This window comes from Burkholderiales bacterium (genome assembly GCA_035543335.1).
Taxonomy (GTDB): Bacteria; Pseudomonadota; Gammaproteobacteria; order Burkholderiales; family JAHFRG01; genus JAHFRG01.
Genome location: DASZZH010000001.1, coordinates 34330 through 55934 on the forward strand (window position 1 = coordinate 34330; position 21605 = coordinate 55934).

Consider the following 21605-nt stretch of genomic DNA (forward strand, 5'->3'; position numbering starts at 1 on the left):
CGCGCCGTGTTCCCGGCATAAGGCGTCGGCCTGCTCGCGGTTGAAGCCGCGTAATGCAATAAGTCCAGATGCTCCGGCGCAAGCAGCAGCGGGATGCGCAACTTTCCGCGCGCGGGCGACAAAGGTATTCCAAGGCTTACCACTTCCGCCGGTTCAGTGCATGGTGCCCATCAGCCGGTCGGGCAGCCAGGTGGCAATGCCGGGAAACACGCACAGGATCACGATCTGCAGCATCATGCAGAGCACGTAGGGAATGGTGCCCCACATGATTTTCGTCAGCGGCACGTCGGGCGCGATCGAACTGACGATGTAGATGTTCAGTCCGACCGGTGGATGGATCAGGCCGATCTCCATGTTGATGGTGAGGATCACGCCGAACCACACCGGGTCGAAGCCGGCGGCCTTGATGATGGGATAAAGGATCGGGGCAGTCATCAGGATGATCGCCGCCGGCGGGATGAAAAATCCGCACACGAGCAGGAACACGTTGATCAGCCCCATCAACACCCAGCGGTTGACGTGCAGGTCGGCGATCCCCTGCGCCAGAGTCTGAGTGAGATAAAGGGACGTGAGCATGTAGCCGAACAGCACGGCGGCCGCGATGATCATGAGGATCATCACCGACTCCCGCATCGTGTCGCGCAGGATCAGCCACCACTCCTTCGGCCTCCACATCCGGTAGATCACGACCGCCATCACCACGCAGAGCGCCGCCCCCACGCCCGCCGCCTCCGAGGGCGTCGCGATCCCGCCATAGAGCACGTACATCACGCCGATGACGATGGCGAGAAAAGGCGCTACCTTCGGGATGGACTGGAACTTTTCCTTCCAGCTGTAGCGGAAATCCGCCGCATGCGCGTGGAATCCCCGCTTCCAGATGATGAACAGCGTCCACAGTATGAACAATCCTGTGAGCATCAAGCCGGGCATCACGCCCGCGAGGAACAGGCGCCCGATCGAGGTCTCGGTCGCGATGCCGTAGAGGATGAAAGTGATCGAGGGCGGGATCAGGATACCGAGCGTGCCGCCGGCGCAGATCGAGCCGGTCGCCACGTCGTCGGGGTAGCCGCGCTTGCGCATCTCGGGAATGCCCATCTTGCCGATCGCGGCGCAGCACGCCGGTGATGAGCCGGTGAGCGCGGCGAACAGCGCGCAGGCGCCGATGTTGGAAATCACCAGTCCGCCCGGCAGGCGGTAGAGCCACCGGTCGAGCGCCTCGTAGAGATCCTTGCCCGCGGGTGAGGAGCCGATCGCCGCCCCCATCATCACGAACATCGGGATCGACACCAGCGTGAAGTCGTGCAGCCCCGCATAAAACGTTTCGGCCACCACGTGCAGCGAGTCGATCCCATGGAAGATGATGAGAAAGACGATCGAGATCGCCCCGAGGCCGAAGGCGACCGGTGCGCCCGACAAAAGCACGACCAGCGTGATGACGAGAACAATCGCACCCTGGGTGGTCGGGCTCATGAGCGGCGCCCCGGTTGAATGCCGAACGGCGGCTCGCGGCCGGTGACCAGATTGATCAGGTCCGCGACAAATTGGAAGCTCAGAATGCCGAGCCCGATCGGCATCGAGCCATAGGGAATCCACAGCCGCGCCCGCCACATGGTGTCGGACACCCACCTGTTGGTCCAAGCCTCGTGCCAGAACATGAAGGTGAGCACCGTCATGATGATGCAGAACGCGAGCGACACCACGACGGAGGCGAGCGCCAGCCAATAGCGCGGGCGCGGGCCAAGATAGTGGGGGAGGACATCGACGTTCACATGCCCGCGCGTCATCAGCACGTAGGGGCTGCCGATGAACGTCGCCGCCACCAGGCTGTAAGTGACGAAATCAGTCTGCCAGATCGTGTTCTGGTTGAGGATATAGCGCACGAACACCATGTGACAGACGACCAGCACGCCCGCGCCGATCAGCGCGGCGGCGATGATTCCGCAAAGTCGCGAGACCAGGGTGACTGCCCGAATGAAACGATCCATGCGTCCCCCCGGTGCGTGAAGGGAGTTTCGGTCAATAACAATCGGCCGGCGAGACAGCTCGCCGGCCGATTGCGATATCGAGGCTCACTTAACGGCGAGCGCCTCGTCGATCAGCTTCTTGCCGTCTGGAACTTCCTTGGCGAACTCCACGTAGGAGCTTTCACGCGCCACCTTGAGCCAGGCGTCGTATTCGGCGGGGCTCATGGTCACGACCTCGACATTGTTCTTCTTGAACGTATTGACCATTTCCTCGTCGAGGCCTGGAGCGGCCTTGGCGAAATAGTCCTGCGCTTTCTTGCCGGCCTTGAGCAGCACTTCCTGCTGCTTCTTGTCGAGCTTGTCGAAGCTCTTCTTCGACATCAGCACCGGCTCGTACATGAACCACAATGCGTTGTCGCCGGGCGCAGTAATGCACTTCACCTGCTCGTAGATGCGGAACGAGACGAAGCTGCCCGTGCTGGTGTCGGTCGCCTCGATGACGCCGGTCTGCAGCGCGTTGTAGACTTCGTTGCTAGGGATGTTGACGACCGAGCCACCGGCCTGCTGCCACATGGCGGCGAAAGTCGGTCCAGCCGAACGGATCTTCAGGCCCTTAATGTCCTCCGGCTTGCGGATGCAGCCCTTCTTGGAGGCAACCGCGCCGGCAAGCCACGCATCGGCGAGCACGATCACGCCCGCCTTCTCGATCTTCGCCTTGATGTCTTTCATGAAGGGCGAGTCATTGAGCCGCGCAGCGCGAGCGTGGCTGCGGACGAGACCGGGCATCAGCGTAGCACTGAAGTCGCGCACCTTGCCGCTCGCGTAATCGAGCGGGAACGAGGAGATGTCGAGCTGGCCGTTCACCATCGCGTTCCACTGCTCGTTGGGCTTGAACAGCGACGCGCCGGGATAGACCTGAATGTCGAGGCCGACATCGGCCGCCTTGGCTTCGCGCGCGATCATCTGCACCATCTCGTCGCGTGCGTCGCCCTTGCCGCCTGGAAACTGGTGCGAAGCACGCAACACGGTCGGTCCCGCAAGGGCGGAACCGGCCAGCGCCGCGGCCGCCAGCATGGCCAATATGCCAATTCGCTTGAACTTTATCATTTCTATCTCCTTTATCTCCTCCAGGTTTGTCGATCAAAAGCAATTCTTACCCGCTCGGTTCGCCGACGTGACGCACTCGACAGAAGCAGCGCTCGAATATTCTATTCTGCCTCGGGCAGCGGAACAAGTGGCGAGGATCTTCGTGTGGTTCGCGCAGCCGCGGGAAATGGGGGTCGTGGGCCGGCGCTCCGATGTTATCCGCGCTCAATTATCTGCGCACTTTTGGTTTATTAGCTCTGCCCGTCATTACGAGGCATAGGGGCTTACGGCAAATCTCGTCCCGGGATAAGTTGCAACCAGAGACTTCCCTTTGCTCAGAAGTCCCTTGGTACGGACTATTCTAATTATGACTTAAATTTTGTGCCAAGTTTTGTGCAGGAGCGTCCCCAAGGGGATTTGTTGGCTATATAACCCGTTTATCGATCTGCTCACCGTCTACCAAACATCATGTTGGCGCCGCTCTGCCTGTCCACTCGGGATCCGCCTCCAACGTGTGTCCAAGCTCCGTTCTCACTTCAGAATCACTTGAGGGAATTGCGTTGCTCGTACAATTTCGAGTAGGTTTCGCGCAGCACATTTTTCTGCACCTTACCCATCACGTTGCGTGGCAGATCATCGACAAAGAGCACTCGTTTGGGGTGTTTGTAATTGGCCAGTCGTCCATCTAGAGCCTTGAGCACTTGTCTTTCATCGATCGCGGCTCCTTTTGCCTTTGTCACCACGGCCGTCACCCCTTCCCCAAAGTCGGGATGCGGCACGCCGATCACTGCACTTTCCACGACACCCGGCAACGCGTCGATTTCAGCCTCGACTTCCTTCGGATATACGTTGTAGCCGCCGGTGATGATCATATCCTTGGCACGGCCGACGATATGTACATAGCCGTTCTCGTCGATTTTGCCCACATCCCCGGTGATGAAGAAGCCATCAGGCCGGAACTCCGCCGCGGTCTTCTCAGGATTGCGCCAGTAGCCCTTGAAGACATTTGGACCGCGAACCTCAAGCACGCCGACGGCCTCAGGCTCCGACAACCGCTTACCGGTTTCCGGGTCGACGACCCGGATCTCTACGCCCGGCACTGCGAAGCCTACGGTACCGGCCAGACGTTTTCCTTCATACGGGTTAGAGGTGTTGACCAGCGTTTCAGTCATGGCGTAGCGCTCGAGAATACAATGGCCCGTTTTAACTTCGAATTGACTGTGCGTCTCAGCCAGCAGCGGCGCGGAGCCGGAGACGAACAAGCGCATATGGGCCGTAGCTTTCCTGGTGAGATTGGGATGTTGCAGCAGCCGCGTGTAAAACGTCGGTACACCCATCATGACAGTGGCACGAGGCATCAAACGCATGACTTCGTCGGCGTCGAATTGAGCCAGGAAGAGCATGCGCGCACCGGCTGCCAGAACCGTGTTGCAGGCTATAAACAAGCCGTGCACATGGAAGATCGGCAGGGCGTGCAGTAGCACGTCGGCTTGGGTAAACCGCCACGCTTTCACCAGCGCTGCAGCGTTGGAGGCGAGGTTGCGGCGGGTGATCATGGCACCCTTGGAACGGCCGGTAGTGCCGGACGTGTAGAGCAGTGTTGTCGGCTCGTCGGGGCCGCCGGCGAAACGGGGAAAGTCCGTGTTGGAACGCGCTTGAGCCAGTTCCATGAGCGATCCCTCGCTCCCGCCGCCTAATGTTTCAACATAAGCCACACCCAGCTTATGCGCGATGGGCGCCAGCGTTTCTCTGTCTTGCGGGCGCACAATGACCATCCGCGGTTCGGCATCACCCAAAAAGTACTCGAGCTCCGGGATCATGTGGGCGGGGTTCAGCGGCACGAACACCGCGCCGAGCCGCAAGCACGCTACGCTGAGCATAAACGCTTCAGGCGACTTATCAACTTGTGCTACCACACGATCGCCCGCGACAACACTACGCCATGCAAGAGCGCTGGCGATTCGGCCCGATATGTCGGCCAGGTCCCGATAGGTGTAGGTTTTTCCGTCCGGTGTCTCAATGAAGATGCGCCCCGGGTCGGTTTCGAGGACTGCGTCAAGCCAAGTGACCGGGTCAATAGAAGACGGCATTTCGTTTAATATTTGTCTTGCCTTAAACATTTGTACCGGTTTGATAAGGGTGTTGTCAAACGAGGTAACAGAAAATTTAGGGGGAATTTTCAAGAAAAGCATCTACTACCGAGCCGATTGTATCGGGGCTGCTGCAGATTGATGTATTCGTAGCGCAAGACAAAAATCTGCTCAGAGGTCAAACCTTCGATGAGTGACGCAGCTGTAAGCGCTCTAAACCGGTGCTCAACCGGGCGCGCGAAACAGCATTGCGTACCATCTGCCGGTGCTGCGTTGTGCGGAGCCGGCATTATTTAAAAGGTGCAGCTCAGCCCACAATGAACGCGACGCCATAAGAAATGAGTGCCACCATGACCTCACCACCGTAAGTTATGCCAAATCAATGTCTAGCAAAAAGGTGGGTGGCGTAAAGAGGAGCAATGCAAAAAACTGGGTGGCGGAGAGAGAGGGATTCGAACCCTCGATACGGGTTTAAGCCCGTATAACGCCTTAGCAGGGCGCCCCCTTCAGCCTCTCGGGCATCTCTCCTATTTGCTGCCTAGAACTTTGGTACGCTAATTCGTCTTCGTTGCCTCTTTCACCCGAGGCCTTGGGGGCGCCAGCGCCCGTGTTGTTTGAATCCGCACCTGCGGCGCTCGGGGCCTCTCGGGCATCTCTCCATTAAGCGGGCTAGGATAGCTGTTTTGTGTCTAAGCGGTCAAACCACTGCACCCCCTGCGAAACGAGAAGTTTGTTTTCAGACGAGGCGTGGCGTTCTTTTGCGAGCGGAGTGTATAAGTCAATACATGAGGATCGCAAAAAACACCACAACGAAGTATCAAAGCAAAATCCGAAGTTTCGCGGGGGTGTCAGGCGGTCTGTTCCAACTCGAACGCCTTATGCAGAACCCGCACTGCGAGTTCCAGGTATTTTTCGTCAATTACTACTGAAATCTTGATTTCAGAGGTGGAAATCATCTGGATGTTGATGCCCTCCTCCGCCAGCGTGCGGAACATGTGGCTGGCAATACCGGCATGCGAGCGCATGCCGACCCCCACCACCGAAAGCTTGGTGATCTTGTCGTCGCCGGTGACCGCGCGCGCGCCGATGTGCGGCGCCACCTGCTCCTTGAGAATCTTCATCGCCCTGACAAAATCATTGCGATGCACAGTGAAGGAAAAGTCGGTCATGCCGTCATGGCCGACGTTCTGCACAATCATGTCCACGTCGATGTTGGCCTCGCTTATCGGCCCCAGAATCTGGTAGGCAATGCCCGGCCGGTCGGGAACATCGAGTATCGTGACCTTGGCTTCGTCGCGGTTGAACGCGATGCCTGAAATAATGGCTTGTTCCATTTTCTCGTCTCCCTCAAAAGTAATCAGCGTGCCGTCGCCCTCGTCCTGAAAGCTTGAAAGCACGCGCAGTCTGACTTTATATTTACCCGCAAACTCCACTGAGCGGATCTGCAGCACCTTGGAACCGAGGCTCGCCATTTCCAGCATTTCCTCGAAGGTGATGGTCTTGAGCCGCCGCGCTTCGGGCACAATGCGCGGATCGGCGGTATAGACGCCGTCCACGTCGGTGTAAATCTGGCACTCGTCTGCTTTCAGGGCCGCCGCCAGCGCTACGCCGGTGGTGTCCGATCCGCCACGGCCAAGAGTAGTGATATTACCTTTCTCATCCACGCCCTGGAAACCGGCGACCACGACGACATACCCCGCCTCCAGGTCGCGGCGCATATTGCCTTCGTCGATGTTAAGTATGCGCGCCTTGGTATGGGCGTTGTCGGTGAGAATCTTTACTTGCGCGCCGGTGTAGCTTTTCGCCTTCAGCCCCAAATCCATCAGCGCCATGGCCAGCAGCGCGATGGTAACCTGCTCGCCGGTGGAAACCATGACGTCGAGCTCGCGCGCCTCGGGCTGTCCCTGGATCTGCTTGGCGAGGTTGATCAGGCGGTCGGTTTCGCCGCTCATAGCGGAAACAACCACGACCAATTGATGGCCCTGTGCCTTGAACCTGGCGACGCGCTTGGCCACGTTCTTGATGCGGTCAACACTGCCGACCGAGGTTCCGCCGTATTTCTGTACAATCAGCGCCATGACAGTTTCATAGGGTAAAATCAAAGGGCGGCATTTTACTCCATTTCAGGTGAAAAAACGAGAAAAACCGCCGCTTCGCCCGACTGTGTAGAGTTGCACAGACAGGAAAAAATAATTACATTACCTGAACGCGCGAAAGCGCAATTAAACGCACTCTAAAATATCCGGATCGAAACCGAAATGAAATTCTTTGAAAAAATCGCAAACCCGCGAGAAATCCGCCGCCGCATGGGGCTTAACCAACAGCAGTTCTGGACCAAAATCGGCGTCACGCAAAGCGGGGGCTCGCGTTACGAAAACGGCCGCAACATTCCGCGACCGGTGAAGGAATTGCTGCGGCTGGTGCACGTCGAGCAGATTGACGTAAAGAAAATCAAAAAGGAAGACTACGAAGTCATCCAGTACCTGAAAGCCTTCCAGCCCGAGCGCTACAAAAAATTGAAAAAAGCCGCCCGCTCAAAAACCAGGCGGACGTAAAATTGACTACGGGCTGACTTTTACCACCAGCCCCAGCGAGCGTATTTCAGACGCGAACTCTTGCAACCATCCCCCGGGCAAAGCCCTCAAGCGCGCCGCCTCGGGCTGCATGGACTGCCGCGCCAGGCCGTAAAGCAATATGCCTTCAATCGCAATTCCCTTCTTTTTTAATCCGCCGACAAACTTGAGATAGGCTTCCCGCTCCGCCGCTAACGACGGTTTTCCATCCAGCGCAAAGACACAGGTCTGCAGCCAGGTCGGACAGAGCGCACTCGCCAGGCGCAGATTCTGCAACACCTTCTCTATGCTTCTCTGCGTGCTGTTGATGCGGCGCATGCCGGCGTTGGTTGCCGAATCCAGCTTGAACCACACCTCGCCGTAGAGTTCTTTCATTTTTTTTAGGCCTTTCCGCACCGGCAGCCGCTGCATCAGGCTGCCGTTGGTAATCAGCACCAGCTTAATCTTGTCTTTGAGACCGCAATCCTCAATCACCCGTCCTATCAGAGCTACGACCTCAGCAAACTGTTTCGAGCTGGTCGGCTCGCCGTTACCTGATATCGCGATATCGTTGATACGGCGCACTTCAAGCGGCACTTTACTTTCCATGAAATCGCCCGATAGCAATTCGCGCAAAAAACCGCGCAGCTCACTGTCGAGTTTGTGCAGGTCAATCGCCGGCGCCGCGCCGCGTTTAAGATCTGGAACCTGGCAATAGATGCAACGCCAGTTGCAGGCATTGTTGGGGTTAAGGTTAATGCCCACCGATACGCCGCCCGCCCTCCGTGAGATGACCGGGTACACATAAGTCAGCCCTGCGGCTTCACGGCTGTGGTTGGAAATGTTGAGTCTTTGCGTTGCCGGCATGAGTATCGGCCCCTAAATGGGGTGCATTGCGGGAATGTTATAATTCGCGGACATTATGAGGGAATTTAATACAAGATGATAGAACCTGTCTCGACAATACTCACGTGTGCGACGGCGGCGACTTTGGTGCCAGTTCTAGGCGCAAGCCGCGCAGTTTGGTTATTCCAAATAAGCGGCGAGCAACGAGGAAATGGCCCAAAGTGCGCCCCGTACTCGGTCTCGCGCAGCGTGGTGCAGGAAGGGGCGCAAAGGCCGTCGATGGACAGCACTTCCTGGGCGCACAGCTCGTCGCTCCCGCACCCCGCTTCGCCACCGGGTCGCGACGGCCCCCGTCCCACCGGGTTGCGGCCAGAAACCGCGTCTGCGGCGTTGCTCGTCGTTGCATAGGAGTAACTATGCGGCCTCCTCGCGCCTTGCAGTCATCGCTTTCTGGCCAGCAACGCAGCACGCGGGTATCGTCGAGACAGGTTCTTATCACCCGCCGCCTGGAATTCGATGCCGGGCACCGCATTCCCGAACATGACAGCCAGTGCCGGCATTTGCACGGCCACCGCTACGCAATCGAAATTACGCTTTCCGGCGACGTGATCCAAAAAAAAGGCGCGCCCGACAACGGCATGGTAATGGATTTCGCCAAGGTCAGAAATATTGCACGTGAACATCTGGTGGAACTTTGGGACCATGCTTTTCTGGTCTATAAAGGTGACACGGTAGTCCTCGAGTTCCTGCGCTCACTGCCGGGACACAAAACCGTGGTGCTCAACGCCACGCCCACCGCGGAAAATATGGCGCTGGAAGCGTTCCGAATTCTTGCCCGGGCTTACCGGGACATCTATGGCAATCATCTTCGCCTTGAACGCATCCGTCTATATGAAACACCCCATTGCTGGGCGGATGCGACCCGAAGCGACCTCAAACAAAAATGAAGATTCTGGTGCTGGGCGCGGGAGCGGTCGGAGGATATTTTGGCGGCCGGCTCGCTGAAAAAGGCGCCGATGTGGTTTTCCTAGTCCGTCCGCGGCGTGCCGATCAACTCAGGGAACACGGCTTGGTGGTGCGCAGCCCTCACGGCGATATCAACCAGAGGGTCGCCTGCGTGCTGCCTGAACAGCTGAACTCAGGATATGACTTCGTTATCCTCGCCTGCAAGGCTTATGACCTTGAGAGTGCAACAAGCGCTATCACCCCCGCGGTTGGAAAAGGCACTGCGATTCTTCCGTTGCTGAATGGCGTAGCCCACATGGAAATGCTGGGCAAAAAATTCGGCGCGGAGCGGGTGCTGGGCGGGTCCTGCCAGATTGCCGCAACGCTCACGGAGAACGGCGAAATTCATCACCTCTACCCGGTGCATAAAATCATTTTCGGCGAGCGTTCCGGTGAAAAAAGCGCCCGCTGCAAGGCGCTTGAGGCCGAGTTCGCAAAGACTTCCGTCAGTTACTTGCTCAGCGAAACCATTGATCTCGCCATGTGGGAAAAATTCGTGTTTCTCGCTGCGCTTGCCGGAACCACCTGCCTGATGCGCGCACCCATCGGCGCCATTATGCAAACAGACGAAGGTGAGGCGATTGTTCTGGAAATGCTGAACGAATGCAAAAACGTTGCGACGGCATCGGGCTACACGCCGCGGGACGAACATCTGGCCTGGTCGCGAAAGGTGCTTACTGAGCGCGGCTCGGTTATGGCGGCTTCGATGCTGCGCGATGTTGAGCGCAACGGCAAGACGGAAGCCGCCCACATCATTGGCGACATGCTTCGCAGGGCGCGTAAGCACAAGCTGCAAACTCCCCAGCTGCGCCTGGCTTACTGCAATTTGCAAGCCTACGAGGCAAGACAAAGCAAAACCTAGTCAGAAATAAATAGAATTTAGGTTATTAAGATAGCTCTTGAATCCCAGTTTGCCCTGCAATTGATTTTTCGATTGGTCGCTTTTCTTGTAACTGTAAAATTCCGCATGATCATCTGGTAATTGATCGAGGAAACTGTGTGCCTGTCTCGCGCCACCCGATTTGAGGGCGGTCAGGATGTGCAAGCTCTTTCTCGCTCTTGTCATCGCAACGTAAAAAGCATTTTTCGTTACCCAATTCATGTTTACGTTATCAAAACCGATGATGATCACGTGATCTGCCGAAAGTCCTTTGGAGCCGACAACTGTAATCAACTCCACAGCTCCCATTCGTTTTACTTCAATTTCTTCCAGCTCTGCTTCTTCCTCCTCTTCGTGTTCCAATCTAGCCACCTCTTCCTGACTGATAGCTTTCCGCTCAATGTCCTTCTGAAGTTTCTCTTTATCGGCTACTGAGATAAGGCTGGAGATTTGCTCCAGCTTTTCTGCAGCAGTGCTCTCTCCGTCCAAAATAGTTTTAACCTTGTTGCCTTTGCTCAATGCGTCCTTAATTTCTTGAATATCCAAGTCGCAAAGGTATTTGTCATCCTGCACGGCCCTGGCAATCAACTCATGCACTTTATCTTCCGAGACCCCTTCATAATGGAGCACTTTCCGAAAAGTGAAATTGTTATGGGGATTGTTTGCAAGCGAATAATAGCTTAGCAATTGGTAATAATCCTCCGAAAACGACCGTGTCTCTGTTTGATATTCTGCCGCGATTCTTTTAATCTTCTCCTTCGACTGTCCATAAAAATTGACTTCTTTTGCTGGCGTCAAAATCAGCAAGTATGCATCCTTTACTTTCCCGGCCTCCAATTGCCTCTTGCGCTCATTAATTTCCGCTTTGTTATCCAAGACAAATTTTTCAATGTAATCGACTGCGGTTGAAGAGGTAGCGCACGCAATAACTTGGACTTTCGGTTCATTGCTGTTTGTCTTTAACGGTAAGTAGATTTTTTCTATGCATTCTGCTTCTCTGTGCTGTTGAATGAAATGATCGGCGGTTTTCGTGATGTGGTAACTACTCCTGCCGCAGAACGGGAGCATTCCATTGGCATAATCCGTGTTTTTATACAGATTGCGAATCAGTGTAGGATTGCCTGATTTTAGCTTCTCATAAAGAACTTGCTCGTCGTCTCCGACAACAAGCAGACCTTTGGGGTTTGCTACGAAATGGTTTATGAGGGCTTCTTCGGCAAGGTTGAAATCCTGATATTCATCAATGATGAAGTATTGATTTTCATTTAAACCCGGATTTTCCGCTAACGCCTTTGTGGCGCGCAGAATCAAGTCAGCGAAGCCGGCCGCATTATAAAATCGGCAGAGCTTGAAATAGGTTTCATTAAGCCCTTTCCACTCATCGGATCCCTCAAAGTTATCATTATGCAACTGTTCCTCAAATTTTTTCCAAGTATAGACGCCTCGGTCTATGTCGGGATAAAAAGCAAACAAATCATCCCACACTATTTCCTTCCAGGTCTGTCCTATGATCCGAAAGTGCGGCCTAAATCGCCATTCGCTCGTTCCATTATTTTTTTCAACAATACTCCGAGCAAACTTATGCAAGGTGTATACCGTGATTTTGCTTTTTTGCTCGTCCTTTAGCTTTGCGTCGCTCTTAATATCATTCTGTAAATCTGCCACTAATTTTCTCACAAAGCTCGTTACAACAACGGTTGCGCCCGGGTCGTTTTTATACCAATGGTCAATCCTGTCTATGAAAATATGACTCTTGCCTGTTCCAGGACCAGAGACGATCAAAAATTTGACAGCTCCATGCTGTGCAATAGCAGCAACGTTTTGATTGCTGTACTCCGTCCGCTCATTATCGCCGAGAGAATCCAATGCCTCGCGCAATGTCTGTATTTCAGATGGCTTAAAGGGAGTGCCGTCATCATTGATTAGATATCGTATGGCCATCATTGAGGAAGCATACATGGGGTCAGGTCTTGAAATATCAGGTTTGTCATTTGCCCGCCTCCCATTAAACGCATATGGTCAGAGACAAATTCTTTTTAGGCATTTGTGACTTGAATTGGCGGAAGGTGTGAGATTCGAACTCATGAGAGGCTTGCGCCCCTGCCGGTTTTCAAGACCGGTGCCATCAACCATAGCTATTAGGGTCAAGTCTTGAATCTTGAATCTCCCATCTCTGCTTTAATCACTTTGCTCACCATCGAGTAATGCATCCCCAGATACGATGCGATCTGCGCCAGCGTTCGCCCGTAGCGATCCTTTCCTTTGTCGGCCAGCGTGGCGGTTTTGTTGAAGCAGAGATCGGATAGCGATTGCTTTGATCTGTTGCCGAATGCCTGCCGCTTCTCTGGCGCGCCGATCTCTAACAGGCGAATCTTTACCTGCTCACGGTCGCGCAGCACCGTGATGGTGTCGCCATCGGCCACCGCCACCACATTGCCGGTGAAGTCGGCGTAAGCAGGGAAACAAAATGCCAGCGCGAGGCTGGCCGTCGCCAAAGCAAGATTGAATGTCAAAACTTCTTTGCCGCCGTTTCGCATGTGCCAATAAAACTCCACCCTCTATTAGTGACATCTGCAAAGTAAAAGGAGGAAATTTCTCCCGTAACCCGATTAATAGTTACCGACTCTGACGAGATGACTGCATTCCTTAATTTATGGTTTCTAGAAATAACGAAAACGATCCATTGGTCGTCGAGCTTTGTTAATGGAGTCGTCGCGGGGCCGAGCGGAAAATCTGAATTGGCTTGCCTTTTATCCAAATCAATTTTGATTACCGTTTTAGTATTCTCGACGAGTGTTGCCGAGCCGTCGTCGTGATCGAAGGCCATTTTCACCGTACACAAGAGAGTTAGCTCCGCAGCATGAGCCTCCAAAGCTACTAAGCAAGCAAACACCGCCACCAATCGCGTGATAGTCGTTTTCATAGATGCATAGCCTCAATCCGCTCCATCGAAACGCATAGGGTCAGAGACAAATTCCTTCTAAGCATTTGTGACTTGAATTGGCGGAGAGTGAGGGATTCGAACCCCCGGTGGGTTGCCCCACAACGGTTTTCAAGACCGCCGCAATAGACCGCTCTGCCAACTCTCCACGTGTTAATGCTGGGACAACGGTTTTAGTTCCGGCATAACCTGCTCTGCAGGTTAGCCTTCACTGGAGCAGGCTACGCATGCTCCAAGACCGGTGCCTTCAACCGCTCGGCCAACCTTCCGATATCAAATTTCTGGAGAACTGCCGGTTTTGGCTTTGACATAACCTGAAGGTTAGTCTCCGCCGCAACAAGCCGCTAGCGTGGCGTGTAGTCAAGACCGCCGCATTCGACCGGCCCCTCATCTCAATCTTCTCCCGCCATGCGGGAGAAGAAGCAAATGTTCCCTCTCCCGCAAATGCGGGAGAGGGATTGGGTGAGAGCCGCCAACTCTCCAGAGGGCTGCATCATAACTCTTAACGCGTTGTTTTGGCTAGATTCCACTTTTGTCCGGCTTGCAACTTTCACTTCGGTCGAGTAGTCTTAGTCACTGAGCATGTGCTCAAGTGTTAAGGAGCGGCTGCAATGCAACAAGACATTCAGATAAGCGCACAAACGACGCAACTGGCGCTGGCCCAGCATAAGGTGTTGCGCAACACCTACATGATGCTGGGACTGACCATGATTCCGACGGTCATCGGCGCGCTGGTTGGAACCGCAACCAATTTCTCATTTCTCGCGCAATATCCGATCATGGGGCCGCTGCTGATGCTGGCCGCGATGTTCGGCTTGATGTTCGCGGTCGGCGCCGCGCGTAACAGCATCTGGGGCGTGCCGCTGCTGCTCGCCTTCACCTTCGTGATGGGCTGGTGGCTGGGGCCGATGCTGCAATACGCGCTGAACTTCAGAAACGGCGGCCAACTGGTAAGCATGGCGGCGGGGGGAACCGGCGTGATTTTCTTCACGCTGGCGGGAATCGCCACCGTGACCCGCAAGGATTTCAGTTTCATGGGCAAGTTCCTGCTGGTCGGTCTGGTTCTTCTGATTATTGCTTCCATCGCCAACCTGTTCTTCCAGGTACCGGCGGCAAGCCTGACGATTTCGGCGATTGCGGTATTGCTGTTCTCCGGCTACATCTTGTATGACATAAGCCAAATCGTCCACGGCGGCGAAACCAACTACGTCATGGCCACGCTGAAAATCTACCTCGACATCTATAATATCTTCGTTCACCTGCTGAACCTGCTGTTGGTTTTCTCCGGTCGGCGGGACTAAACACGAGCAACTCATGTAAAAGGCGGGCATGCGCCCGCCTTCTTATTTTGCCCGCTCGAACAGCGCGATGGATTCGATGTGCGAAGTGTGAGGGAACATGTTGACGACCCCCACCGCCTTGAGTTGATAGCCTTTGGCATACACCAGCACCGCCGCATCGCGCGCCAAAGTCGCCGGACTGCAGGAAACATAAACGATGCGGCCAGGCGAATCGGCGGCTAAGGCTTTGACTACTTCAATTGCCCCGTCGCGCGGCGGATCGAGCAATATCTTGTCAAACCGGCCGCCGCCTAATGAGGCCTCGGCTGGCTCAAACAGATTGGCAATCTGGAAGCGTACTTTTCCAGCCAATCCGTTTTGTGCCGCGTTCTGTTGAGCGCGCTGCAACAACGCCGCGTTCCCTTCCGCGCCCAACACCTCCGCGCCCAGCCGTGCTATGGGCAAGGTGAAATTTCCCAGGCCGCAAAACAAATCGGCAATCCGCTCGCCAGGCCGGGGGTCAAGCAGTTGCATGGCGCGGCGCACCAGCATGCGGTTCATCGCATGGTTGACCTGAGTGTACTCGGTAGGCTGGAACGCGATGTGGATGGCGTATTCGGGAAGCGTGTAATAAAGCTCCTGCGGCTCCAGCGGATAAAAGGGATGAGCGGATTCCGCTCCCGCAGGTTGCAGATAAAACTGCACGCGGTGACGTTCGGCGAAGGCTTCGAGCGCTTCCTTGTCGCTGTTGCTCAAGGCGTCAAGATGCCGCAACACCAGTACATCGGCAGTTTCCCCTATTGCCAGCTCAAGCTGGGGAATGCGCTCGCGCAGCGTCAGGCTGCCGATTAATTCGCGCAACGGCTTAAGCAGCGCCGAAATCCTCTGCGGCAAAATTTCGCAGCTTTGCATGTCGGCGACAAAGCTGCTTTTCCTTTCGTGAAACCCCACCAGTACTCCGCCTTTTTTCGCCACATAGTGCACCGACAGCCGCGCGCGTTGGCGGTATTCCCAAGTCGGGCCGTAAATGGGCGGCAGCAGCGTTTGCGCTTCGACCTTGCCGATATGCCGGAGATTATCTTCCAGCGTGCGTTGTTTCGCCGCAACCTGGGCGCGCACATCGAGATGTTGCAGGCTGCAACCGCCGCACACGCCAAAATACGGGCAGCGCGGCGTCACCCGCATCGGGCTCGAGCGCAGAACGTGCTCTGCATTACCCAGCTCGTAGTTGGGTTTTTTACGGTAAGGAGAATAAGCGACGGTTTCGCCAGGAAGACCGCCCTCGATGAAAACCGTTTTGCCCCCGACATGGGCAATACCGCGGCCTTCTTGGTCCAGGGATTCAATTACGGCTTGGGAGGACAAGGACAAATCCGTTATCAGGCCGTGCGCCACTCGCTCAGAAATTCACGCCAGTGCGGCTCGGCGGATTTGCGTAAATTCGCGCGCACTACATCGCATTCGCGGCGGTATTGGTCTTCGTTGAACGCGCCGCGCATTAATTGGAAGCGCAGATAAAGCAGATAGGTGTTAACGGCATCGGTTTCGCAGTAATTGCGAATTTCCGTGATTTTCCCGGCCTGGTAGGCTTCCCACACCCCGGCGCCTTCCATGCCGAGCTTGCCGGGAAAACCGATGAGCTTCGCCATTTCATCCAGCGGCGCGTTGTTGCGCGGCTGGTAAAGCGCGAGCAAATCCATCAAGTCCAGATGGCGCTGATGATAGCGGCCGATGTAATTGTTCCACTTGAAATCCTTGTCGTCCTCGCCCATGTCCCAGTAGCGGGCGGCGCGGATGCCGTGAATCAGTCCGCGGTAATGCATGACCGGCAAATCAAAGCCACCGCCGTTCCAGGAAACCAGTTGGGGGGTGTATTTCTCGACGCCGTCAAAAAAGCGCTTGATAAGCTCCGCCTCGCCGGTGTGAACGTCACCCAGCGACCAGACGGTGAAACCGTCGCGGTCGCGCAGCGCGCAGGCAATGGCAACGACGCGATGCAGATGCAAGGGAAGAAAATCCGTGCCGGTCGTCTGACGGCGCATCTGAAACGCCATTTCCGCGACATCGCCGGCTTTGACCTCGGCCCCCAGCGCGTAGAGCCGGCGCAGACCTTCGATATCGGGAACCGTCTCGATGTCGAACGCAAGAACAGGCGTCACGCCGGGAAAACTCCGGTGGATAGATAACGGTCGCCGCGGTCGCAGACGATGGAGACAATGACCGCGTTTTCGACTTCAGCGGAAACCTGCAGCGCCGCCCACAGCGCGCCGCCCGAGGAAATGCCGGCAAAAATACCTTCCTCGCTCGCCAGGCGGCGGGTCAGTTCCTCGGCGTCCTGCTGGCTCACCTCAATAACGCGATCCACCCGCTTGCGGTCAAAGATTTTTGGAAGATAGGCCTCGGGCCACTTGCGGATGCCGGGGATCTGCGAACCTTCCGTCGGCTGGCAGCCGATGATCCGGATCGCCGGGTTTTTTTCCTTGAAGAAGCGCGAGCAGCCCATGATGGTACCGGTGGTGCCCATGCTGCTCACGAAGTGGGTAATTTGACCTCCGGTGTCACGCCAGATTTCCGGTCCGGTACCTTCGTAGTGCGACAACGGGTTATCGGGATTGGCAAACTGGTCGAGAATAATACCCATGCCTTCGTCGCGCATGCGCTCGGCGGTATCGCGCGCCGCTTCCATGCCGCCCTTTTCCGGCGTCAACACGAATTCCGCGCCGAACGCGCGCATGGTCTGCCGCCGCTCCAGGCTCAGATGCTCCGGCATCACCAACACCATCCGGTAACCCATCATCGCCGCCGCCATCGCCAGCGCAATGCCGGTATTGCCGCTGGTCGCCTCGATCAGCGTGTCGCCGGGCTTGATTTGCCCGCGCTGCTCGGCGCGCGTAATCATATACAGCGCCGGACGGTCCTTCACCGAGCCCGCCGGATTGTCGCCCTCGAGCTTCACCAGAATGGTGTTGGTGGTCTTTCCGGGGATGCGTTTCAGCTGGACGAGCGGCGTGTCGCCGACAAAGTGCTCAATCGTTTTATACATGCGATTCTTTCAAAGAGCCCGGCTATGTATGATACCCGATGCCTCGCTAAAGTTGCCAAAGCGGGGCTAGAAAAAACTTAAGTCTGTTGCAACAGACACTCGATATAGCGGGGGACGCCTTGCTGCACGTTAAGAAAAGGCTGGTCATAGCCCGCATGGCGCAGGGCGCCGATATCCGCCTGGGTATAGCTCTGGTATTTCCCTACGAGCTTCTCGGGAAAAGGAATGTATTCAATCAAGCCCTGTTGCTGCAGTTGCGGAAGAGTCAAAGACGGATGCCTCTGGCGGCAGGCATTCACTGCGGCAACCGCGACTTCGTTGAACGTCTGCGAGGCGCCGGTGCCCACATTGAAGACACCGGATTTTGCCGGATGATCAAGGAAGAACAGGTTGACCTGAATGACGTCTTCGACCGAAATAAAATCGCGCCGCTGTTCGCCGGCCGCGTAGCCGCTGCTGCCTTCGAACAGTTTTACTTTTCCGTCCCTGCGGTATTCATCGAAGAAATGCAGCGCCACCGAGGCCATTCTGCCCTTGTGGCGCTCGCGCGGGCCGTAAACGTTGAAATAGCGCAAGCCCGCAATCTGCGCACTGCGCTGAGCGAGCCGTTTGCGCACCGCCTGGTCGAACAGGAACTTGGAGTAGCCGTAAACATTGAGCGGCGCTTCATGCTCCCGCTCTTCCTTGAACACCTTGGTTGCGCCATAGATTGCGGCCGAGGAAGCATAAATAAAAGGCACTTCCTCGTTCTGACAATACTCCAGCAGCTCCAGCGAATAGCGGTAATTGTTCTGCATCATGTAACGGCCGTCGCTCTCGGCGGTGTCGGTGCAGGCTCCCTGGTGGAAAATCACGTTAATCGCGCCGTCAAAAGCGCCTTCACCAAGCTTTTCCAGAAACGCCTGCTGGTCTTGATAGTCGGCAATTTCACAGTCCGCCAGATTGGTGAATTTGGCCGATTGTTGCAGGTTGTCCACCGCGATAATATCGGTCTCGCCACGCTGATTTAACGCCTTGACCAGGTTGGAACCGATGAATCCAGCCGCTCCGGTGACGATGGTGTACATGTTTTTTCCTAAACCGCAAACAACTCGTCGCGATGCACCACCGCCGTGCCGAACTTGCCGACCACGATGCCCGCCGCCCGGTTGGCGATGCGCACCGCGTCCGGCAAATCCGCTCCGCTCGCCAGCATCACGCCCAGCGCGGCAATCACCGTATCCCCGGCGCCGCTCACGTCATAGACTTCACGCGCCTGCGCCGGCACATGCAGCATGCCGCCGTTACTGAACAGCGTCATGCCCTCCTCGCTTCGGGTCACCAGCAGCGCCTTGAGATTGAGTTTTCGCATTAATTGCCGGGCCTTGGCAGCGAACTCTTTCTCGTTTTTCCAACTCCCCATCACCTGCCGGAATTCGGCGCGGTTGGGAGTAAGCATGGTGGCGTTGCGATATTGTTCGTAATCGTCGCCCTTGGGGTCGACCAGCACGGTCTTCCTGGCACGGTTGGCAAGCGCAATCATGCGCGCGATGTGCGTGAGCCCCCCTTTCGCGTAATCGGACAGGATCACCACATCACATGCAGACAGTTTTTTTTCAAAATCGGCAAGCTTAGACAGCAGCACCTCGTGACTGGGCGGGGTCTCGAAATCGATTCGCAGCAGCTGCTGCTGGCGGCCAATCACGCGCAGCTTGATGGTGGTCGCAATCGCATTGTCCCGGTGCAGTTGCGACGGGATGCCTTCGTCGCGCAGCAGCCGTTGCAGACAGACGCTGGCCTCATCATTGCCGATCACGGAAAGCAATTCCACTTTCGCCCCGAGCGCGGCGACGTTGCGCGCTACATTGGCGGCACCGCCCGGGCGCTCCTCCACTTTCTCAATCTTCACCACCGGCACCGGCGCTTCGGGAGAGATGCGGCTAACTTCGCCGAACCAGTAACGGTCCAGCATGACATCGCCCACCACCAGCAAGCGTGCTTTGGCCAGCGCGGCGGGGGCAATTTTTTTACGGGTGCTTGTTTTTTTCATTTTTGTTTTACAGTTTCGGCAATTTCCCGGTTAATTTCCTGCAATGCCTTGAGCGGGTCCTGTGCCTGGGTAATCGGGCGGCCGATGACCAGATAATCGGCGCCGTTCTCCATTGCCCGCCGCGGGGTCGTCACCCGCTGCTGATCACCCAGAGCCACCTTTGCGGGGCGAATGCCGGCAGTCACCAAGCAAAACTTGCGGCCGAATTGCTTGCGCAAATCCGGCGCTTCCTGCGCCGAGCACACCACGCCGTCCAGACCGCTGTCATGGGCAAGCCCGGCCAGCCGCAGCACCGCTTCGTTCAGTTCACCGCTTACGCCGATTTCCCCAAGCTCCTCGTTTTTTATGCTGGTGAGCACGGTAACCGCGACCAGTCTCGGCCGCTGCTTGAATTCCTGCAGCGCTTCGCGCGCGGCGAGCAGCATTTTCTTCCCGCCTAATGCATGCACGTTAAGCATCCATACTCCAAGTTTCGCCGCAACCTTGCAGGCCTGCGCTACGGTGTGCGGAATGTCGTGAAACTTGAGGTCAAGAAACACCCCGAAACCGCGTCCGGTCAGTTTTTCCACCAGTTGCGGGCCCGCCGCCGTAAACAATTCCTTGCCCACCTTGACCCGGCAAGACCGCGGCTCAAGGCGATCGACCAAATGCAGCGCCGCTTTGGCGTCGGGGTAATCCAATGCAACGATGACCCGCGGTTCGCTCATGCCGCCAGTTCGTGTTCTTCGGTGCGCCGCGGTGGATAAGTTTCCCAGCCGCCGCAGGCCGGGCAGCGCCAGTAAAACTGCCTGGCGCGAAAGCCGCATTTTTCGCAACGGTAAAGCGCAAGGCTGCGCGTATGGCTGTGTACCAGATTCTTCATCAGTTCCAGATCATGGCGGCGCTCCGGCGGTGCTTCCAGCATTTGCGCTTCCAGCAGCTTGTCGAGGCCGAGCAAGGTCGGGTTGCGCTTCAGCTCATCCCGCACCAGCTGATAGGCCGGCTCCGCGCCCTGGCGGGTGAGCGTCGCCTGGAACACCACGTTCAACAAATCCAGCGAAGAGTAGTTGAAAAGATAGCCGCTCAGCAAACGCGCACCTTCGTCGAAGCGGTCCAGATGCCGGTAAGCGTTGAAAATCTTCTCCGCGACCAGCGACAGATAGGCGGGGTTCTGGGTTTCAATCCGCTTCCAGGCCGTAATCGCCTGCTCGTGGCGGTTTTGCAGCACTTCCAGATCACCCTGCAGGATGCTGGCGCGAGCGCATTTACGGTGGGCCGCGAGCGCCGCATCGAGATGCGGTCCGGCATTTTCCAGCCGCGAATGCATCAATTCATTGGCCGCCAATTCGCAGTAAAAATTGGCGATTTCTTTCTGGTACGACTGGTTGGTGATTTTTTCGAGGTGCCTGGCGGCGTCTATCGCTTTCTGCCAGTCCTTTTCCTGCTGATAAATTTCCAGAAGGTTTTTCAGCGCCGCTTCCGCATGCGTCGTCCCCTGCAGCTTGCCGAAGAACTCCTCGGCGCGGTCCAGCAGCCCCGCTTTCAGATAATCCTTGGCGAGCTCAAACATAGCGTTGAGTTTCTGTTCCTGCGCCAGATCGGCGCGCTCCGCCAGGTTCTGGTGCATGCGGATGGCGCGTTCCACTTCGCCGCGCCGGCGGAACAGGTTGCCCAAGGCGAAGTGCAGCTCCACCGTTTGCGGGTCGACCTTCACCACTTCGATGAAGGCTTCGATCGCCTTGTCGGGCTGCTCGTTGAGCAGGAAATTGAGCCCCTTGAAATAGGACAGGGGCAGCGCCCGCGATTCGGACAGCAATTGCTTGATGTCAATGCGGGCAGCGATCCAGCCCAGGCTGAAAAACAACGGAAACGCCAGCAGCCACCAGAGTTCAATTTCCATGGCGTCCGGT

Annotated in this window: 20 protein-coding genes and 2 tRNA genes; 4 read left to right on the forward strand and 18 right to left on the reverse strand. The window is 56.3% G+C overall.

Annotated elements, in window-relative coordinates:
* Nucleotides 1-153: 153 nt before the first annotated feature.
* The 6 genes from VHE58_00185 to VHE58_00210 form a co-directional block, all read right to left on the reverse strand.
* Nucleotides 154-1470 carry a TRAP transporter large permease gene (locus VHE58_00185; protein ID HVS25728.1) on the reverse strand — a complete coding sequence of 439 codons (1317 nt, stop codon included), beginning with the start codon at nt 1468-1470 and terminating at the stop codon, nt 154-156.
* Nucleotides 1467-1985 carry a TRAP transporter small permease gene (locus tag VHE58_00190; GenBank protein HVS25729.1) on the reverse strand — a complete coding sequence of 173 codons (519 nt, stop codon included), beginning with the start codon at nt 1983-1985 and terminating at the stop codon, nt 1467-1469. Before VHE58_00190 ends, VHE58_00185 begins: the two co-directional genes overlap by 4 nt.
* Nucleotides 1986-2069: 84 nt before the next feature.
* A complete protein-coding gene (gene dctP, locus VHE58_00195; protein ID HVS25730.1) occupies nt 2070-3071 on the reverse strand; it encodes a TRAP transporter substrate-binding protein DctP in 1002 nt (333 codons plus the stop codon).
* A 521-nt stretch (nt 3072-3592) separates the two neighbouring features.
* A complete protein-coding gene (locus VHE58_00200; GenBank protein ID HVS25731.1) occupies nt 3593-5242 on the reverse strand; it encodes a malonyl-CoA synthase in 1650 nt (549 codons plus the stop codon).
* Nucleotides 5243-5574: 332 nt separating this feature from the next.
* Nucleotides 5575-5668: transfer RNA gene (locus tag VHE58_00205), tRNA-Ser, on the reverse strand.
* 320 nt (nt 5669-5988) lie between these two features.
* Complete coding sequence (locus tag VHE58_00210; protein ID HVS25732.1) at nt 5989-7218, reverse strand: aspartate kinase; 1230 nt, start codon at nt 7216-7218, stop codon at nt 5989-5991.
* Nucleotides 7219-7398: 180 nt separating this feature from the next.
* On the opposite strand from VHE58_00210, the gene VHE58_00215 reads away from it, so the two are divergent.
* Nucleotides 7399-7695 (forward strand): helix-turn-helix transcriptional regulator, encoded by a 297-nt coding sequence (locus tag VHE58_00215; GenBank protein ID HVS25733.1) that lies wholly within the window; start codon nt 7399-7401, stop codon nt 7693-7695.
* Between the two features lie 6 nt (nt 7696-7701).
* Here the strand turns inward: VHE58_00215 and VHE58_00220 are convergent, their stop codons facing one another.
* Nucleotides 7702-8559 carry a radical SAM protein gene (locus tag VHE58_00220; protein HVS25734.1) on the reverse strand — a complete coding sequence of 286 codons (858 nt, stop codon included), beginning with the start codon at nt 8557-8559 and terminating at the stop codon, nt 7702-7704.
* A gap of 395 nt (nt 8560-8954) precedes the next feature.
* Here VHE58_00220 and queD point away from each other — a divergent pair, with 395 nt between their 5' ends.
* Both queD and panE read left to right on the forward strand, forming a co-directional pair.
* Nucleotides 8955-9485 carry a 6-carboxytetrahydropterin synthase QueD gene (gene queD, locus VHE58_00225; GenBank protein HVS25735.1) on the forward strand — a complete coding sequence of 177 codons (531 nt, stop codon included), beginning with the start codon at nt 8955-8957 and terminating at the stop codon, nt 9483-9485.
* Nucleotides 9482-10405 (forward strand): 2-dehydropantoate 2-reductase, encoded by a 924-nt coding sequence (gene panE, locus VHE58_00230; protein ID HVS25736.1) that lies wholly within the window; start codon nt 9482-9484, stop codon nt 10403-10405. The genes queD and panE overlap by 4 nt, the downstream gene beginning before the upstream one ends.
* Here the strand turns inward: panE and VHE58_00235 are convergent, their stop codons facing one another.
* From VHE58_00235 to VHE58_00250, 4 genes are all read right to left on the reverse strand, one after another.
* Entirely contained in the window at nt 10406-12367 is a 1962-nt protein-coding gene (locus VHE58_00235; protein HVS25737.1) for an ATP-dependent helicase, read from the reverse strand.
* A 200-nt stretch (nt 12368-12567) separates the two neighbouring features.
* Nucleotides 12568-12960, reverse strand: coding sequence for a thermonuclease family protein (locus VHE58_00240; protein HVS25738.1), 393 nt, complete (start codon nt 12958-12960; stop codon nt 12568-12570).
* Entirely contained in the window at nt 12933-13346 is a 414-nt protein-coding gene (locus VHE58_00245) for a hypothetical protein (GenBank protein HVS25739.1), read from the reverse strand. The genes VHE58_00240 and VHE58_00245 overlap by 28 nt, the downstream gene beginning before the upstream one ends.
* 78 nt (nt 13347-13424) lie before the next feature.
* A tRNA-Ser gene (locus tag VHE58_00250) sits at nt 13425-13512 on the reverse strand.
* Between the two features lie 463 nt (nt 13513-13975).
* Here VHE58_00250 and VHE58_00255 point away from each other — a divergent pair.
* Complete coding sequence (locus tag VHE58_00255) at nt 13976-14665, forward strand: Bax inhibitor-1/YccA family protein (GenBank protein ID HVS25740.1); 690 nt, start codon at nt 13976-13978, stop codon at nt 14663-14665.
* A gap of 42 nt (nt 14666-14707) precedes the next feature.
* Here the strand turns inward: VHE58_00255 and rlmD are convergent, their stop codons facing one another.
* From rlmD to lapB, 7 genes are all read right to left on the reverse strand, one after another.
* The gene (gene rlmD / locus VHE58_00260) at nt 14708-16009 is read right to left on the reverse strand and encodes a 23S rRNA (uracil(1939)-C(5))-methyltransferase RlmD (GenBank protein ID HVS25741.1); all 1302 of its coding nucleotides are present in this window, start codon (nt 16007-16009) and stop codon (nt 14708-14710) included.
* Between the two features lie 14 nt (nt 16010-16023).
* The gene (locus VHE58_00265; GenBank protein ID HVS25742.1) at nt 16024-16803 is read right to left on the reverse strand and encodes a 3'-5' exonuclease; all 780 of its coding nucleotides are present in this window, start codon (nt 16801-16803) and stop codon (nt 16024-16026) included.
* On the reverse strand, nt 16800-17687 hold the full coding sequence (gene cysM, locus VHE58_00270; GenBank protein ID HVS25743.1) for a cysteine synthase CysM: 888 nt from the start codon (nt 17685-17687) through the stop codon (nt 16800-16802). Before cysM ends, VHE58_00265 begins: the two co-directional genes overlap by 4 nt.
* Before the next feature lie 77 nt (nt 17688-17764).
* Complete coding sequence (rfaD, locus tag VHE58_00275; GenBank protein HVS25744.1) at nt 17765-18754, reverse strand: ADP-glyceromanno-heptose 6-epimerase; 990 nt, start codon at nt 18752-18754, stop codon at nt 17765-17767.
* 8 nt (nt 18755-18762) lie between these two features.
* A complete protein-coding gene (gene rfaE1 / locus VHE58_00280; protein HVS25745.1) occupies nt 18763-19716 on the reverse strand; it encodes a D-glycero-beta-D-manno-heptose-7-phosphate kinase in 954 nt (317 codons plus the stop codon).
* Nucleotides 19713-20423, reverse strand: coding sequence for an orotidine-5'-phosphate decarboxylase (gene pyrF / locus VHE58_00285; protein ID HVS25746.1), 711 nt, complete (start codon nt 20421-20423; stop codon nt 19713-19715). Before pyrF ends, rfaE1 begins: the two co-directional genes overlap by 4 nt.
* The gene (gene lapB, locus VHE58_00290; GenBank protein HVS25747.1) at nt 20420-21595 is read right to left on the reverse strand and encodes a lipopolysaccharide assembly protein LapB; all 1176 of its coding nucleotides are present in this window, start codon (nt 21593-21595) and stop codon (nt 20420-20422) included. Before lapB ends, pyrF begins: the two co-directional genes overlap by 4 nt.
* Nucleotides 21596-21605 lie beyond the last annotated feature (10 nt).

Excerpts from the sequence above, each read along its gene's own strand:
- VHE58_00185 (HVS25728.1), bottom strand. The coding sequence starts at position 1,470 with ATGAGCCCGACCACCCAGGGTGCGATTGTTCTCGTCATCACGCTGGTC.
- VHE58_00190 (HVS25729.1), bottom strand. The coding sequence starts at position 1,985 with ATGGATCGTTTCATTCGGGCAGTCACCCTGGTCTCGCGACTTTGCGGA.
- dctP (HVS25730.1), bottom strand. The coding sequence starts at position 3,071 with ATGATAAAGTTCAAGCGAATTGGCATATTGGCCATGCTGGCGGCCGCG.
- VHE58_00200 (HVS25731.1), bottom strand. The coding sequence starts at position 5,242 with ATGCTTTTCTTGAAAATTCCCCCTAAATTTTCTGTTACCTCGTTTGAC.
- VHE58_00210 (HVS25732.1), bottom strand. The coding sequence starts at position 7,218 with ATGGCGCTGATTGTACAGAAATACGGCGGAACCTCGGTCGGCAGTGTT.
- VHE58_00215 (HVS25733.1), top strand. The coding sequence starts at position 7,399 with ATGAAATTCTTTGAAAAAATCGCAAACCCGCGAGAAATCCGCCGCCGC.
- VHE58_00220 (HVS25734.1), bottom strand. The coding sequence starts at position 8,559 with ATGCCGGCAACGCAAAGACTCAACATTTCCAACCACAGCCGTGAAGCC.
- queD (HVS25735.1), top strand. The coding sequence starts at position 8,955 with ATGCGGCCTCCTCGCGCCTTGCAGTCATCGCTTTCTGGCCAGCAACGC.
- panE (HVS25736.1), top strand. The coding sequence starts at position 9,482 with ATGAAGATTCTGGTGCTGGGCGCGGGAGCGGTCGGAGGATATTTTGGC.
- VHE58_00235 (HVS25737.1), bottom strand. The coding sequence starts at position 12,367 with ATGATGGCCATACGATATCTAATCAATGATGACGGCACTCCCTTTAAG.
- VHE58_00240 (HVS25738.1), bottom strand. The coding sequence starts at position 12,960 with ATGCGAAACGGCGGCAAAGAAGTTTTGACATTCAATCTTGCTTTGGCG.
- VHE58_00245 (HVS25739.1), bottom strand. The coding sequence starts at position 13,346 with ATGAAAACGACTATCACGCGATTGGTGGCGGTGTTTGCTTGCTTAGTA.
- VHE58_00255 (HVS25740.1), top strand. The coding sequence starts at position 13,976 with ATGCAACAAGACATTCAGATAAGCGCACAAACGACGCAACTGGCGCTG.
- cysM (HVS25743.1), bottom strand. The coding sequence starts at position 17,687 with ATGTATAAAACGATTGAGCACTTTGTCGGCGACACGCCGCTCGTCCAG.
- rfaD (HVS25744.1), bottom strand. The coding sequence starts at position 18,754 with ATGTACACCATCGTCACCGGAGCGGCTGGATTCATCGGTTCCAACCTG.
- rfaE1 (HVS25745.1), bottom strand. The coding sequence starts at position 19,716 with ATGAAAAAAACAAGCACCCGTAAAAAAATTGCCCCCGCCGCGCTGGCC.
- pyrF (HVS25746.1), bottom strand. The coding sequence starts at position 20,423 with ATGAGCGAACCGCGGGTCATCGTTGCATTGGATTACCCCGACGCCAAA.
- lapB (HVS25747.1), bottom strand. The coding sequence starts at position 21,595 with ATGGAAATTGAACTCTGGTGGCTGCTGGCGTTTCCGTTGTTTTTCAGC.